General features: G+C 56.2%; 11 protein-coding genes and 2 tRNA genes. 8 read left to right on the top strand and 5 right to left on the bottom strand.

Annotated elements, in window-relative coordinates; genetic code table 11:
* Positions 1-28: 28 nt before the first annotated feature.
* Together RYA97_RS21950 and RYA97_RS21945 are read right to left on the bottom strand one after the other, a co-directional pair.
* A complete protein-coding gene (locus tag RYA97_RS21950) occupies positions 29-373 on the bottom strand; it encodes a ribbon-helix-helix domain-containing protein (RefSeq protein ID WP_005746541.1) in 345 nt (114 codons plus the stop codon).
* A gap of 349 nt (positions 374-722) precedes the next feature.
* Positions 723-1,196 carry a Dps family protein gene (locus RYA97_RS21945; RefSeq protein WP_003314356.1) on the bottom strand — a complete coding sequence of 158 codons (474 nt, stop codon included), beginning with the start codon at positions 1,194-1,196 and terminating at the stop codon, positions 723-725.
* A gap of 458 nt (positions 1,197-1,654) precedes the next feature.
* On the opposite strand from RYA97_RS21945, the gene RYA97_RS21940 reads away from it, so the two are divergent.
* Complete coding sequence (locus RYA97_RS21940; protein ID WP_002554664.1) at positions 1,655-2,263, top strand: cold-shock protein; 609 nt, start codon at positions 1,655-1,657, stop codon at positions 2,261-2,263.
* A gap of 65 nt (positions 2,264-2,328) precedes the next feature.
* On the opposite strand, the gene RYA97_RS21935 is transcribed toward RYA97_RS21940, so the two are convergent.
* Positions 2,329-2,535 carry a SlyX family protein gene (locus RYA97_RS21935; RefSeq protein ID WP_002554665.1) on the bottom strand — a complete coding sequence of 69 codons (207 nt, stop codon included), beginning with the start codon at positions 2,533-2,535 and terminating at the stop codon, positions 2,329-2,331.
* The gene (locus RYA97_RS21930) at positions 2,532-2,963 is read right to left on the bottom strand and encodes an HIT family protein (RefSeq protein WP_004657909.1); all 432 of its coding nucleotides are present in this window, start codon (positions 2,961-2,963) and stop codon (positions 2,532-2,534) included. The genes RYA97_RS21935 and RYA97_RS21930 overlap by 4 nt, the downstream gene beginning before the upstream one ends.
* Before the next feature lie 864 nt (positions 2,964-3,827).
* Between RYA97_RS21930 and RYA97_RS21925 the strand changes: the two genes are divergently transcribed.
* The 3 genes from RYA97_RS21925 (at position 3,828) to RYA97_RS21915 (ending at position 8,085) form a co-directional block, all read left to right on the top strand.
* The gene (locus RYA97_RS21925) at positions 3,828-5,171 is read left to right on the top strand and encodes an OprD family porin (RefSeq protein ID WP_016980965.1); all 1,344 of its coding nucleotides are present in this window, start codon (positions 3,828-3,830) and stop codon (positions 5,169-5,171) included.
* Between the two features lie 171 nt (positions 5,172-5,342).
* Positions 5,343-7,058, top strand: coding sequence for a proline--tRNA ligase (locus RYA97_RS21920; protein ID WP_002554668.1), 1,716 nt, complete (start codon positions 5,343-5,345; stop codon positions 7,056-7,058).
* Between the two features lie 70 nt (positions 7,059-7,128).
* A complete protein-coding gene (locus tag RYA97_RS21915; protein ID WP_230017872.1) occupies positions 7,129-8,085 on the top strand; it encodes a hypothetical protein in 957 nt (318 codons plus the stop codon).
* 39 nt (positions 8,086-8,124) lie between these two features.
* Here RYA97_RS21915 and dinB read toward each other — a convergent pair whose 3' ends face one another.
* Entirely contained in the window at positions 8,125-9,186 is a 1,062-nt protein-coding gene (gene dinB / locus RYA97_RS21910; RefSeq protein WP_002554670.1) for a DNA polymerase IV, read from the bottom strand.
* A 260-nt stretch (positions 9,187-9,446) separates the two neighbouring features.
* Here dinB and RYA97_RS21905 point away from each other — a divergent pair.
* The 4 genes from RYA97_RS21905 to RYA97_RS21890 all read left to right on the top strand — a co-directional run bounded on the left by RYA97_RS21905 (position 9,447) and on the right by RYA97_RS21890 (position 14,157).
* Positions 9,447-9,523 (top strand) — tRNA-Met (locus RYA97_RS21905).
* Positions 9,524-9,754: 231 nt separating this feature from the next.
* Positions 9,755-9,831, top strand: a tRNA-Met gene (locus RYA97_RS21900).
* Positions 9,832-10,180: 349 nt separating this feature from the next.
* A complete protein-coding gene (gene mprF, locus RYA97_RS21895) occupies positions 10,181-12,823 on the top strand; it encodes a bifunctional lysylphosphatidylglycerol flippase/synthetase MprF (RefSeq protein WP_016981263.1) in 2,643 nt (880 codons plus the stop codon).
* Complete coding sequence (locus tag RYA97_RS21890) at positions 12,823-14,157, top strand: virulence factor family protein (RefSeq protein WP_002554672.1); 1,335 nt, start codon at positions 12,823-12,825, stop codon at positions 14,155-14,157. The genes mprF and RYA97_RS21890 overlap by 1 nt, the downstream gene beginning before the upstream one ends.
* Positions 14,158-14,238: the final 81 nt, after the last annotated feature.

The raw sequence follows: 14,238 nt of genomic DNA, 5'->3' as shown, positions 1-14,238 counted from the left end.
GCCTGCAGGAATGAGGGTGAAGACCACTCTAAACGTGGGTATTTTCCACGTGAGCATCCTTCAACAGATGCGCAACACAGACAACGCGAATCAGACCGCTGAAGTTTTTTACACCTCCATGACGTAAGTGAACCTCTCGATCAATGTAGGACAATACCGCATTAACAGAACACTCATTGGAACTTGCAATGCCTGACAGAATGTTCCAATACACGTTCTCCAGGCGCAGGCAGGTGGCCAGACCATTTAGCCGAACGGATTTGGAATGAGGCTGCGCCAGGGTCATGTTGAAATCTTCGACAAAGGGGTCATGGCGTATTTCCACCTCCCGATGTAAAAACTTAAGCTCTCGCTCAGCACTTCGTAACATCATAACGATCACCTTCGAATCATAAACTTTAAACATTAAAAGAAATATTCAAAAACAAATAAATACCCTGATGTATAAAACATGATTCGAGATTTTATATCCAGCCGCTCTGATACTTTATCACTGTAGGAGATGGCTACAGGAATCAGCGGAATATCGTTTAACCCTGAAGGCATAATGAAGAGGAGCAAGGAATATGGCTGGATGATATGCGTGACAACGAGCGACGACCAGGCCTTCATGTGCCTGAGCGCTCAAGCAGCGGAGGCCAAAAAGGCGAAGATCAGGCGCTGCCTGCAAGGCAACATATGAAGAACAGGCGAGTGGCGCTTAGCGCCACTCACCCCGGTCGTTATTTCGACTCAAGCATCGAGCGCAACATCCAGGCAGTTTTTTCATGAACCTGCATACGCTGCGTCAACAGATCAGCCGTCGGCTCGTCGCTGACCTTGTCGAGAAGAGGAAAGATACTACGCGCAGTACGGACAACGGCCTCTTGACCCTGAACCAGACTTTTGATCATATCTTCGGCACTTGGCACGCCCTCTTCTTCCTTGATGGAAGACAGGCGAGCATACGTCGAATAAGTGCCAGGAGCAGGGAAGCCCAACGCACGAATACGCTCAGCGATAGAGTCAACCGCCAGTGCCAGTTCGTTATATTGTTCTTCAAACATTAAATGCAGCGTGCGAAACATCGGCCCGCTGACATTCCAGTGAAAGTTGTGAGTCTTGAGGTAAAGCACATAAGTATCCGACAGCAGATGCGACAGACCGTCCACGATCGACTTGCGATCCTCTTCACTGATACCAATATCGATTGCCATGTTTCATGCCCTTTTAGTGAGGATTGAAAAGCAGTAAAGACCACTACTCTATCAAGAGAACCCGAATGGCGCAGCTTTCCGTTGGGTCGATGCCACAAGCCGGCAACGATTCATGGACATACCTGGGTGCTTTGTGACGCATCACAACAGGCGCCACGGACAGAAAATCCCTGCGCACCCTCAATGCTCATTAGCAAAACCAGCCTGAACGCTCTGCTTCAACCCCTGTAGCGGCACAGGCTATCCAGGCAGCGCAAGCAGGAGAGCCGTTATTGATTGCTGATTTGAGTAGCATCAGGCTTTGCTGTTAAATACACGTCGTGTCGCCAACGAGTTGCCATTCAGCGTTGGCGCATAGGCTGGCCCTGCGCCCGTGCATCACGCCTCATCTTGTTCAGAAGCGTACCGGGCGTTACCAGCTATTTCTTGTAATCCTTCTTGCATGTGAGCTTTTTAAAATGTTGAAAATCGTCCATCTGGTAACGGGAGCAGCAGCCCTGTTGCTCTCTTTCATACCTAGCCTGCGTAGTGAAGCGGTCTCTCTCTACCTGCAAAACCCTGACGCCATCTGCCTGGCATTCCTCGGGCTGCTTAACCTGATACTCGCTCCGGTAATCCCTTACTGGAATCGAGGCCCACGTCATAATCTGCAAAATCTGGTCAGTGCCCTGCTTGTCATTGCAGTAATCGTACAAACGCTGACCTTGCTTGTTCCTCTGCCCGGCATCGCAGGCCAACCGGCAATTCTGGTTAGCCTGAGCATTGCCATCGTGGCCGTCGCCTTGCACCTGGGCGTCAGCTTTTACAGGTCTTACACTCCATCCTCCGCACCTCAAAACCACGACATGGGAAATCGTGATACTGGCACCGTAAAGTGGTTCAACACCTCCAAGGGCTTCGGCTTTATCTCCCGGGATTCCGGCGACGATATTTTTGTGCATTTTCGTGCCATTCGCGGTGAAGGCCATCGCGTACTGGTCGAAGGCCAACGCGTCGAGTTTTCCGTGATGAACCGTGACAAAGGCCTGCAGGCAGAAGACGTCATTGCAGCCCTGCCCCGCCGCTGACTTTTTTCGGGCAATAAAAAACCGCGACCTCCCAACGGAAGTCGCGGTTTTTTTATGGCAACAGATCAATAGTGAGGTGGCGGCGCTTCTTCCTCGAAGGTATCGAACTGACTGCCCATCTCCTCCTGACGCTTGATCATTGCAGCCATCTGCTGCTGTAGATGATCAAACTCGCGCCGCTGCTTTACCAGCACATCATTGAGTGCCTGAATCGTATCGTCCTGAAAGGCCATACGGCTTTCCAGCTCCATGACTCGCTCTTCAAGGCTCATGACTGCTCCTCCTCAAATCGAAAATCATTCGTCAATACCGGCCTGAGCTGCCGGCAGATTGCCGAGAACTGCTCGTCGGTGTAAGCAACTGCAGCATGCTTGCCCCACACGGGCGCAGGCCAGGCCGCATCGTCACGATTGCGCACAATTACGTGCATGTGCAACTGACTGACCACATTGCCCAAGGCAGCAATGTTGATTTTATCCGCATCGAACAGCTCTTTCAGCACCTTGGCCAGAACACTGGTTTCCTGCCATAGCTGCAACTGATCTGCAGCGCTCAACTGAAACACCTCGGTGATATCAGCCCGACGCGGGACCAGAATGAACCACGGGTAATGACTGTCATTGGAGAGCAGCAACCGGCACAGCGGAAAGTCGCCAATGGGCAAGGTGTCTTGTTGAAGACGAGAATCCAGAACGAACACGATAAAAAGCTCCTGACTGCCAGGTGAATGTACCTGCCCTGTCGGTAACAGGGTGCTGCGAGGTCCGCAGGATACTAGGGTTCGCAAGACGCTTCACCTGCCCGCCGCCATGCGCACCAGAATGAGTCCGGCATAACTGTGACCGCACCGATTTGACGCTCGCTAATGCCACACAACCGCCAACCATGAATTCATGCATTGAAACGCCGCCTGACAATTGCCTGCTTCAGGTACATGAAAATGAAACAGCCCTGGCCTCACCATGGTGACCAACCAGAGCATTGCTCCAGGTTCAGGCGAACCGGGCACGCACTGCACCAAAATCACACACTGCTGTTGCGACAACAACACAACGCATTCGTTTTCTACTCAAAGGGAGCTGATTCGGGTAACGCTTTTGCGAGAAAGAACCGCCCCCAACCCTGACACGTAAAATCCATCGACATTTTTACAAAATTGAAATATTCATAAAAATCATATGGATAAATCAAAAAAGCGATGCTGATTCTGATTTTTCACAAAATTTTTTCATTTTCGGAAATTTTGTGCACGCTTGTTGCTTTATGACCCATATGATCACGCCACCCCCGGCGGAAAACGAGGGTGACAGCATCAAGGGAAACAAGGCTCGCGACCTTGGGGGACGTGTTTGGCAGACTGCGTATTGATCCATTCGATCAAGCACAGATGCCACTACGGGCTAGCCTGGCGCCATGTCGTAAAGAATCTGAAAGGATAGAGCTGTACCTATAGCAACCAGCGTCAGCGTGATATAGATTCCGCCGACCAAAAATAGAAAGAGCCGCCCAGATAAAAAAACAGGTGGACGGCAAAAATCTTCTAAAAACCAAAGGAGCAATCACGATGAGAGTGATGAAGTGGAGCGCAATCGCACTGGCCGTTACGGCAGCCAGCACCCAACTGGCAACAGCGGCACCTTTCGTCAGCGATCAGGCTGATGCCAAGGGCTTTGTGGAAGGCAGCACGCTTGACCTGAAGTTGCGCAATTACTATTACAACCGCGACAAGAAAGATCGCGCTCAGGATGATCGCGACTGGACCCAGGGTATTTGGGCCAACTTCAGCACCGGCTACACTCAAGGCACCATCGGCGTCGGCGTTGAGGCATTTGGCTACGCTGGCCTCAAGCTTTGGGGTCCGGATAAGTACTCAGGTTCCGGCAACCTTGCGACCAGCGCTGACGGGGCTGATCGAGACAACAAAGACACATTTGGCAAGATAGGCGGCGCTGTCAAATTCCGCATCTCCAAAACCGAGCTGAAAGTCGGTGACATGCAACCTACCAGCCCGGTATTTGCTGTAGGTGGTTCGCGTCTTCTGCCTCAAACTGCGAGCGGTCTGAGCCTGCAGAGCAGCGAAATTGCAGGCCTCGATCTGGAAGCAGGTCACTTTTACTCCGGCACAGCTCAAGACACTACAAGCCATGACGGCACGATCTGGGCGACTTATGCAAATAACTTTGACGGTTTGCCTGCAAAAAGTGCTGATTTCCTTGGTGGCAAGTATGCGATCACCGACGGACTGGGCGTAGCGTTTTACGCATCCAAGCTTGAAGACATCTGGGATCAGTACTACGGTAATGTGAACTACGCCCTGCCTTTGGGGAACGATCAGTCGCTGGCGTTTGACGTCAATCTGTACCGTACACTTGACGAAGGCAGCGCCAAAGCGGGCTCGATCAACAACACCACCTACTCCGCATCGGCAGCCTATTCTTTCCTGGCAGCACATACAGTTACTGTCGCCTTCCAAAAAGTCGACGGTGACACTCCATTTGACTACATTGGTATCGGCAGCAGAAACCGCGGCGGCGACTCGATTTTCCTGGCTAACTCTGTTCAGTACTCTGACTTCAACGGCCCAGGCGAGAAATCGTGGCAAGTGCGTTACGACCTGAACATGACTCCTTACGGCGTTCCTGGCCTGAGCTTCATGACCCGCTACCTTAACGGTGACAACATTGATGGCACCAAGGTGGACGCTTCCAGCGCCTATGTAGGTATGTATGGCGCGGATGGCAAGCATCACGAAACCAACCTTGAAGCTAAATACGTTGTACAGACTGGCCCAGCCAAAGACCTGTCCTTCCGTATGCGTCAGGCATGGCACCGTGGTAACGATGCCCAGGCAGATGGCGACGTCAACGAGTTCCGCCTGATTGTCGACTACCCGATCTCGATCCTGTAATCGCAGCTCAGCACTCGTTAATAGAAGAAGCCCGGCTCATGCCGGGCTTTTTCATTTGGCTCTGAAAGAACTCCCCTACCCTCTGCAAGCCTGCCCCGCCCTGTACGCGACCGGAACACCGCCGTACAATGCCAGGTCATATCCAGTCTCAGCAACCGACAACGGCCAACCATGCGCACCAGTCAATTTTTGCTCGCCACACAGAAAGAAACCCCTTCCGATGCGGTCGTGGTCAGCCATCAGCTGATGCTGCGCGCTGGCATGATCCGCAAGCTGGCATCCGGTCTTTACACCTGGCTGCCCATGGGCCTGCGCGTGCTGCGCAAGGTCGAAGCGATTGTTCGTGAAGAAATGGACGCCGCTGGCGCACTCGAAATTCTGATGCCCGGCATTCAGCCTGCAGAACTCTGGCAGGAATCCGGTCGCTGGGAACAATACGGCCCGGAGCTGATGCGCCTGGTCGACCGCCACAACCGTGAGTTCTGCCTGGGCCCGACCCACGAAGAAGTCATCACCGATCTGGCACGCAATGAGCTCAACAGCTATAAACAGCTGCCGATCAACATGTACCAGATCCAGACCAAATTCCGTGATGAGATTCGTCCACGCTTCGGCCTGATGCGCGGACGCGAATTCGTCATGAAAGACGCCTACTCGTTCCACGCTGACCACGCCTCGCTGCAGGTCACCTACGACCGCATGCACCTGGCATACAGCAACATCTTCACCCGCCTGGGCCTCAAATTCCGCCCGGTCGAAGCTGACAACGGCTCGATTGGCGGCGCAGGCTCGCACGAGTTCCATGTGCTGGCCGAATCCGGCGAAGACGATATCGTGTTCAGCGATGGCTCCGATTACGCAGCCAACATCGAAAAAGCCGAAGCAGTACCTCGTGAGAAAGCTCGTCCGGCCGCTACTGAAGAATTGCGTCTGATCGATACTCCAAACGCCAAGACCATCGCCCAACTGGTCGAAGGTTTTGATTTGCCGATCGAGAAAACCGTCAAGACGCTGGTGGTGCATGCTGCCGAAGAAGGCAAGCTGATTGCCCTGATCATCCGTGGCGATCACGAGCTCAACGAAATCAAGGCCAGCCAGCTTGAACAGGTTGCCAGCCCGTTGGTGATGGCATCCGAAGCCGAACTGCGTGATGCCATCGGTGCAGGCGCAGGCTCGCTGGGTCCGTTGAATCTGCCGCTGCCGTGCATCATCGACCGCTCGGTCGAGCTGATGAGCGACTTCAGCGTCGGCGCCAATATCGATGACAAGCACTATTTCGGCGTCAACTGGGAACGCGACCTGCCGGTTCCGACCGTCGCAGACCTGCGTAATGTTGTTGCGGGCGACCCAAGCCCGGACGGCAAGGGCACGCTGGAAATCAAGCGCGGCATCGAAGTGGGCCACATCTTCCAGCTCGGCACCAAGTACAGCGAAGCGATGAAGTGCCAGGTGCTGGGGGAAAACGGCAAGCCGGTCAATCTGGCGATGGGTTGCTACGGCATCGGCGTTTCCCGCGTGGTTGCCGCCGCCATCGAACAGAACAGCGACGAAAACGGCATTATCTGGAACGACACTTTGGCGCCTTTCCAGATCGCCTTGATCCCTCTGCGCTACGAAACAGACGCGGTTCGTGAAGCGACAGACAAACTGTACGCCGAGCTGACTGCCGCCGGCTTCGAGGTATTGCTCGATGACCGCGACAAGAAAACCAGCCCCGGCATCAAGTTCGCTGACATGGAACTGATCGGTATTCCGCATCGCATCGTAGTCAGCGACCGTGGTCTGGCCGAAGGCAATCTGGAATACAAGAGCCGTACCGAGTCGCAACCGCAAGCCATTGCAGTCGCGGATGTGCTGTCGTTCATCCAGGGCAAAGTGAACCGCTGAGTCAAAAGGCGCACCTGTTTTCTCAACAGGTGCGCCGCTCGTCACTCGCCCAATCCGCATCAGAGATCCCATGCTCAAACGAAGCACCTTAAGCCTCGGCAGCGCCGTCCTTTGCGGCTCGTTTCTCGTCGGCGGCTGTGCCAATCAGCTATCACAACGCAGTGAGCACGAGGAGCGCGTCGAACGCAAACTGCTCGAACACACACTGCAAGTCGATATCGGTGAGCCCAAAACGCTGGAGTTACCGCAACGCCGCGTGCGGATTCACGAGCACAAATCGTTCGAAGTCACCGATTTTGAAGTCACCCGCCACTATGACCGCTATACGCCTTACCAGCCCTGGCGGGAGATCTACGAGATCCCGCTCGGCGCGGTCGCTGTTGTAGCAGGCGTCGGGGCGAATGTGGTCAACGTGTTTGCACTGGGCAATTTGCCGGAAAGCATGACCCGGGACTGGATTCACTACGGTGTGGCAGGTCTGAACCCGTTCATGAACGCCCCCTCTCACGGGCGCGCCCAGCAGAATCTGGCGAGCATTGACGAAGTCCAGAAAGACAAACGGATCGAGAACTCCACGCTGCCGTGGAATGAACGCCCGGTGATGGTCAAGGCCGGTAACGAAACTCATGAAATGAGCACCGACCGCAACGGCATTCTGCGCCTGAACCTGCTGGACAGTCCTTTTGCCGAACAGGACCTGAGCCGTATCACGCGCATTTATATCAACGTCGAAGACGACCAGGACACCGCTCACGCGAACGCCAGCTTGCCGATCAGCCACTCTCTGCGCGGCAAGCTGCTGGAAGCCCACGCACTGATATACGACGATCTGGAAGATGACGAGGTCAGCCAATGGGTGCATCGCGTCAAACGCCTTTCTGACCTGGGGCTGGAAGAAGAAGCCAGCGAGCTCGAACAGAGCCTGATTGAACTGACACGCAACGATCCGCAGTTGCAGGGTGAATTTCTCAAATCACTCGCCAGAGATGCTGGCCGTCTGGTCGCCGTTCCCGCCCAGAGCCAGTAATGTGAAAGGCTGCGGCTGTAACCGCAGCCGATCATTTCATTATTGCGAGAACAACTCCAATTGTTCATGAGCTGCGCGCAGGTCGTGCAGACGCACACCTATACCCAGAAGCCGAACCGGCTTGGCACCCCGGGCAAACGCCTGCGCCAGCAACTGCTCGTAACTGCCCAGATCCCTTCCGGCTCCGGACTGCTCCAGAGTCGTCTGGGTGAAGTCGTGAAACTTCACTTTGACGAAGGGCTTGCCGGGCCGGTACTGCCCTTCCATTCTCGCCATCCGGTTACCGAGGGTTTCCAGCAGCGCGGGCAGCTTTTCCAGGCAGGCAGCCAGATCAGGCAGATCAGTGTCGTAGGTATTTTCTACGCTGACTGACTGACGCCGACTGTCGTTCTGCACCGGACGGTCATCTATTCCGTGCGCCAGACTCCAGAGACGCTCACCGAAGCTGCCAAACTCACGGACCAGCGCAAGCTTGCTGCGGCCTCGCAGGTCGGCACAGTCGACAATGCCCAGCCGCCCCAGCTTGTCTGCAGTGACTTTCCCGACGCCGTGGAGTTTGGTAACGGGCAAAGAGGCGACGAAATCCTCGACCTGATCCGGAGTAATGACGAACAAACCGTTGGGCTTTTTCCAGTCGCTGGCGATCTTGGCCAGAAATTTGTTCGGCGCGACGCCAGCCGAAACGGTGATATGCAGCTGATTCGAGACCCGGCGCCGGATGTCCTGGGCGATGCGCGTGGCGCTGCCGGAAAAGTGCCCGGCATCCGATACGTCGAGGAACGCCTCATCCAGAGACAAAGGCTCTATAAGGTCGGTGTAATCCCGGAATATCGTATGGATTTCCCGTGACGCCTCCTTATAAGCCTCCATGCGCGGCTTGACGATGGTCAGGTCCGGGCAGAGCTTGAGTGCATGCCGGGATGACATGGCTGAACGCACCCCATACGCGCGCGCCTCATAATTACAGGTCGCAATCACCCCGCGCCGCTCTGCAGAGCCCCCCACCGCCAGCGGCTTGCCAGCGAGTTCGGGCTCGTCACGCATTTCAATGGCTGCATAAAAGCAGTCACAGTCGATATGGATGATTTTGCGCTGCGTCATGACCTGATGGGATTTTGCAATCAATGGCTTAGCAGTATCTCATTCGTACCGGCAAGTAACATCCAGTGATGCGAAAGGTCGCCGTGAAAAGCAGTGAAAAGTCCCTGACGCGTGGTCGAAAAAACTGCGGAGCCCCGCCATACAGGCGTCAGAGCCGAAAAAACTCATAAGCGGCGGCGCTAACCAATTGAAGAAAAAGCACTTTTTTAAAACTAACCATTGACACCCCGCCATCTCTCTGTAGAATGCCGCCACACAGACGCGGGATGGAGCAGTCTGGTAGCTCGTCGGGCTCATAACCCGAAGGTCGTCGGTTCAAATCCGGCTCCCGCAACCAAACATCAAAAAAGGCTACTCGAAAGAGTGGCCTTTTTTGTGCCTGCGTTAAAAGTACCTTCTCATGCCCTGCCACTGACACCCCTTCATTGCAGCCTGATCAGCGCTTTCACATTGAGGCGCAAAAAAGGCAGCATCATTGGCAAAGGTGCACAATCTGCTACTCATTTGCCTGCTTTCAAGATTAAGGGTTGACACTTCAGCGTTCGGCTGTAGAATGCCGCCACACAGACGCGGGATGGAGCAGTCTGGTAGCTCGTCGGGCTCATAACCCGAAGGTCGTCGGTTCAAATCCGGCTCCCGCAACCAAACATCAAGAAAGGCTACTCGAAAGAGTGGCCTTTTTTGTTTCCGGTGAAAAAACATTTCAGGCGACCGCTAACTGCCTGAGAAAAAAGACTATTTTCCAAGCCCTTTGAAACCCTATCATCACATCTGTAACGTAATGCTTTCATTGACGACAGTTTTTGCATGCGCTGCCGATAGGTGTTACTAAGCTGAATCACGACTGAACCTCGGCTGAACAGCATCGCCTGGCCGGATTCGCTATTCGCTCGTTAGACGTTGACGCGCTAACATCCTGAAATATTTTCTGCGTAGGGATTGGTAACTTGGCTGCATACCTCCATCCTGTCGCGCACGATCCAAGGAGTGATTGATGCGCGACAACATGTCCGATTCCAATGAAACCGTTGATGCAGAACAACCCGGCAGCCCGCCACGCCAGAACTGGCGTGAACTGCTAAGCAAATACCGGCAGCCTATCGGGCTGGCGGTGATGCTGCTGTTGTTCAGCCTGGCCCTTATTGCCTGCCGCCACATGCTGGTCGAAATGGACTGGTATGCGCTGCACGACTCACTGTTCGCAGTGCCCCTGCCCGCTCTGGGCGGTGCGCTGCTCGCGGCAATCGTCGGCTATATCATCCTGATGGGCTATGAACTGTCCGCCAGTCGCTATGCCAATGTCGATCTGCCCATCAAGACGCTGCTTCTCGGCGGCTTCACCTCGTTTGCCATCGGCAATGCGGTCGGCCTGTCGATGCTGTCCGGCGGATCGGTACGCTATCGCCTGTACTCACGCTATGGCGTGGGGGCAATCGAAATCGCCCGCATGACCGTATTCGCCAGCCTTTCGCTAGGCTGTGCGTTGCCGCCACTGGCGGCACTGGCCACGCTGAGCAACCTGTCAGGCGCGTCACTGGCACTCAAGCTTCCCGTCGACGTGCTGGCTGTAGTCGCCACAGCAGTGTTGATTGGCAGCCTGCTGCTTGCGGTGTTCGTCTACCGTCGCCGCCTGCCGGAACAGGACATTCCGCACAATATTCTGGTTCGCCTCGGTCGTCGTACCTTGCGCCTTCCAGACTTGAAGCTGACGCTGATCCAGCTGGTGATTACCGCGCTGGACGTCGCTGCTGCGGCGATGGTGTTGTACCTGCTGCTGCCGCACGCGCCGCCTCTCGGTGCGTTCATCCTTATTTATCTGCTGGCGCTCGCTGCTGGCGTACTTAGCCATGTGCCTGGCGGCGTCGGCGTGTTCGAGGCCATTCTGCTCGCAGCCTTTGCCAACGAACTGGGTGCCGCCCCGCTAGCCGCCGCGCTGCTACTTTACCGCTTGATCTACGTGATCCTGCCGCTGCTGCTGGCCTGCCTTACCCTGCTGTTTACCGAAGCCCAGCGCCTGCTGCCGACCAAGCAAGCCATGCGCGTTGCCTCGGGGCTGGCGGCACCGATTCTGGCCCTACTGGTTTTCTTGTCGGGGGTGGTGCTGCTCTTCTCTGGTGCCACCCCTGAAATCGATACCCGACTGGAAAACGTCGGCTTCATGATCCCGCATCGGCTGATCGACGCGTCGCACTTCGGAGCAAGTCTTGTGGGCGTGCTGTGCCTGCTGCTTGCCCAGGGCCTGCGTCGTCGGCTGTCTGCGGCCTGGATGCTGACCTCTATTTTGCTGCTGGTCGGTGCAGTGCTGTCGATACTCAAGGGCTTCGACTGGGAAGAGGCCAGCATGCTGCTGCTGACCGCCTGCCTGCTGCTCACGTTCCGCCGTTCGTTCTACCGCCCAAGCCGCCTGCTGGAACTGCCGTTTTCACCGGTCTACCTGATTGCCAGTATTTGCGTCGTCGGTGCCTCGATCTGGCTGCTGCTGTTCGCCTATCAGGACGTGCCCTACAGTCACCAGTTGTGGTGGCAGTTCACACTGGATGCAGATGCCCCACGCGGCCTGCGTTCGGCACTGGGCAGCGCAGTGCTGCTGGTGGTGGTTTCGCTGACCTGGTTGCTGCGTACTGCCAGACCAGTCATCAAACTGCCCGACGCGGCAGATCTGGACAAGGCAGCCGAGATCCTCAAGGCATCCAAACAGCCGGACGGCGGTCTGGTGCTGACCGGCGATAAGGCGATCCTGTTCCATCCGGCTGGCAATGCGTTCCTGATGTACTCGCATCGCGGCCGCAGTCTGGTAGCGCTTTACGACCCGATTGGCCCGACCCAGCAGCGTGCCGAGCTGATCTGGCAGTTCCGCGACCTGTGCGACGTGCACCATGCTCGCCCGGTGTTCTACCAGGTGCGCGCGGAAAACCTGCCGTTCTACATGGACATCGGCCTGACCGCCATCAAGCTGGGCGAGGAAGCGCGCGTTGATCTGCGACGCTTCGATATCGACGCCAAAGGCAAGGAAATGAAAGACCTGCGTTACACCTGGAACCGAGGTGGCCGCGATGGGCTTTCGCTGGAAATCTACGAGCCGGGCCAAGCGCCTATCGATGAGCTGAAAGTGATTTCCGATGCCTGGCTAACCGGCAAGAATGTCCGCGAAAAAGGCTTCTCGCTGGGCCGCTTCAGCACTGAGTACCTCAAGTATTTCCGTATTGCCATCGTGCACTTCCAGGGCAAACCGGTCGCGTTTTCCAACCTGCTGGAAACCACCAGCCCGGAACTGGCCAGTCTGGACCTGATGCGCTCTCACCCGGACGCCCCCAAGCTGACCATGGAATTCATGATGGTCGGCCTGATTCTGCATTATAAAGCCCAGGGTTATGCGCGATTCAGCCTGGGAATGGTGCCTTTGTCGGGGCTGCAGCCACGACGTGGCGCGCCGATCACTCAGCGCCTGGGTTCGATGATCTTTCGTCGTGGCGAGCAACTGTACAACTTCCAGGGGCTGCGTCGCTTCAAGGACAAGTTCCAGCCCGACTGGGAACCTCGTTATATGGCCGTGCCTGCCGGACTTGATCCGCTCGTGGCACTGGCTGACACCGCCGCCCTGATTGCGGGCGGCCTGACTGGATTGGTGAAACGCTGATGATTCGACGCTCCTGGCGCCTTTTGCTTGCAGCTCTGGTAATTGTTCTTTTAGTCGTAGCACTGGGAATATGGATCTGGAACCGCCCTGCCCCGCCCGCATCGCTGGAACACTTGAACCTTGACGGTGGCGCGCCACTGACCAGCGTGACACCGGCCACCAGCATCAAGACCCGCATTGCGCTGGCCGTCACCGCTGAAGAAATGCTCACCGACAAGCAGTTGCTGGCGATCAGCAAGGACGCTTCGGCACGCATCATTCAGGTGGTATTGCCCAAGGACGACTGCGTCCTGCAACAGAAAACCTTTCAGGAAGCCCTGGCGAAGCTTGACGGCCCCGCGAAGGTTGTCGGTGGCATAGGCCCTGGCGCGACTCTGGCGTGGCGCTGGCTGGCCGAGCAGACCGACGACAAGGCGCAGGCCATTTCCGTCGGGTTTGCGCTGGAGCATGTTTCGAATCCGCCGCCTGTTCTGGAGGAAGACGAGAAACCGCCGCAGATCTGCGACGTGCCGCTGCCGCAAAAAGCTCCGCACGGACACTGGCTGGCCGCCTGGAACGACGCCCCGGATGATCCGAGTGCAGCGTTCGTGCGTGACCAGACCAATGCCGACACCAGCATCAGCGACTACGACATTCCGCTGCCTCAGGTGCTCAACACCGAGCTGCGCCACCTGTTACTCGGTGAAAACGACAGTGGCGGCCTGGGCATCCCGGTCGTCGAAGTTCCGGCCAGCCAGCCTTCCGATACCGTGACGCTGTTCATGTCCGGTGACGGCGGCTGGCGCGATCTGGACAAGGTCGTGGCAGGCGACATGGCCAAGATGGGCTATCCGGTGGTGGGCATCGACGTGTTGCGCTACTACTGGGAGCACAAGACACCAGAGCAGACCGCTGTCGACCTTACCGACCTGATGAACCACTACCGTCAGAAATGGGGCACCAAGCGCTTCATCCTGGCTGGCTACTCGTTCGGCGCGGACGTGATGCCCGCGATCTACAACCGCCTGGCTGCGGATGATCAGAATCGGGTCGACGCGATCATTCTGCTGGCCTTCGCCCGTACTGGCAGCTTCGAGATTCACGTCGACGGCTGGCTCGGCAACGCAGGCAAGGAAGCCACCACCGGACAGGAGATGGCCAAGCTGCCAGCCGCCAAGGTGTTCTGTGTTTATGGTGTCGAAGAGAAGAAAGACAGCGGTTGCACCGACACTACCGCAGTCGGCGAGGCCGTTCAGTTGCCTGGCGGTCACCACTTCGATGAAGACTATCCGGCACTGGCCAAGCGCCTGATCGACGCCATCAACAAGCGTCAGGGCAAGGCTACCGCTCAGTAAGCGCCGCCAGATAGAAATCTGAACGGCATAAAAAATCCCGGCACCGTGAGGCCGCCGGGATTTTTTTATCCACGCTGCCAG

It is taken from the genome of Pseudomonas syringae group sp. 26L6, assembly GCF_032587815.1.
Lineage (GTDB): Bacteria > Pseudomonadota > Gammaproteobacteria > Pseudomonadales > Pseudomonadaceae > Aquipseudomonas > Aquipseudomonas amygdali.
This window is presented reverse-complemented; position numbering and strand designations above follow the sequence as displayed.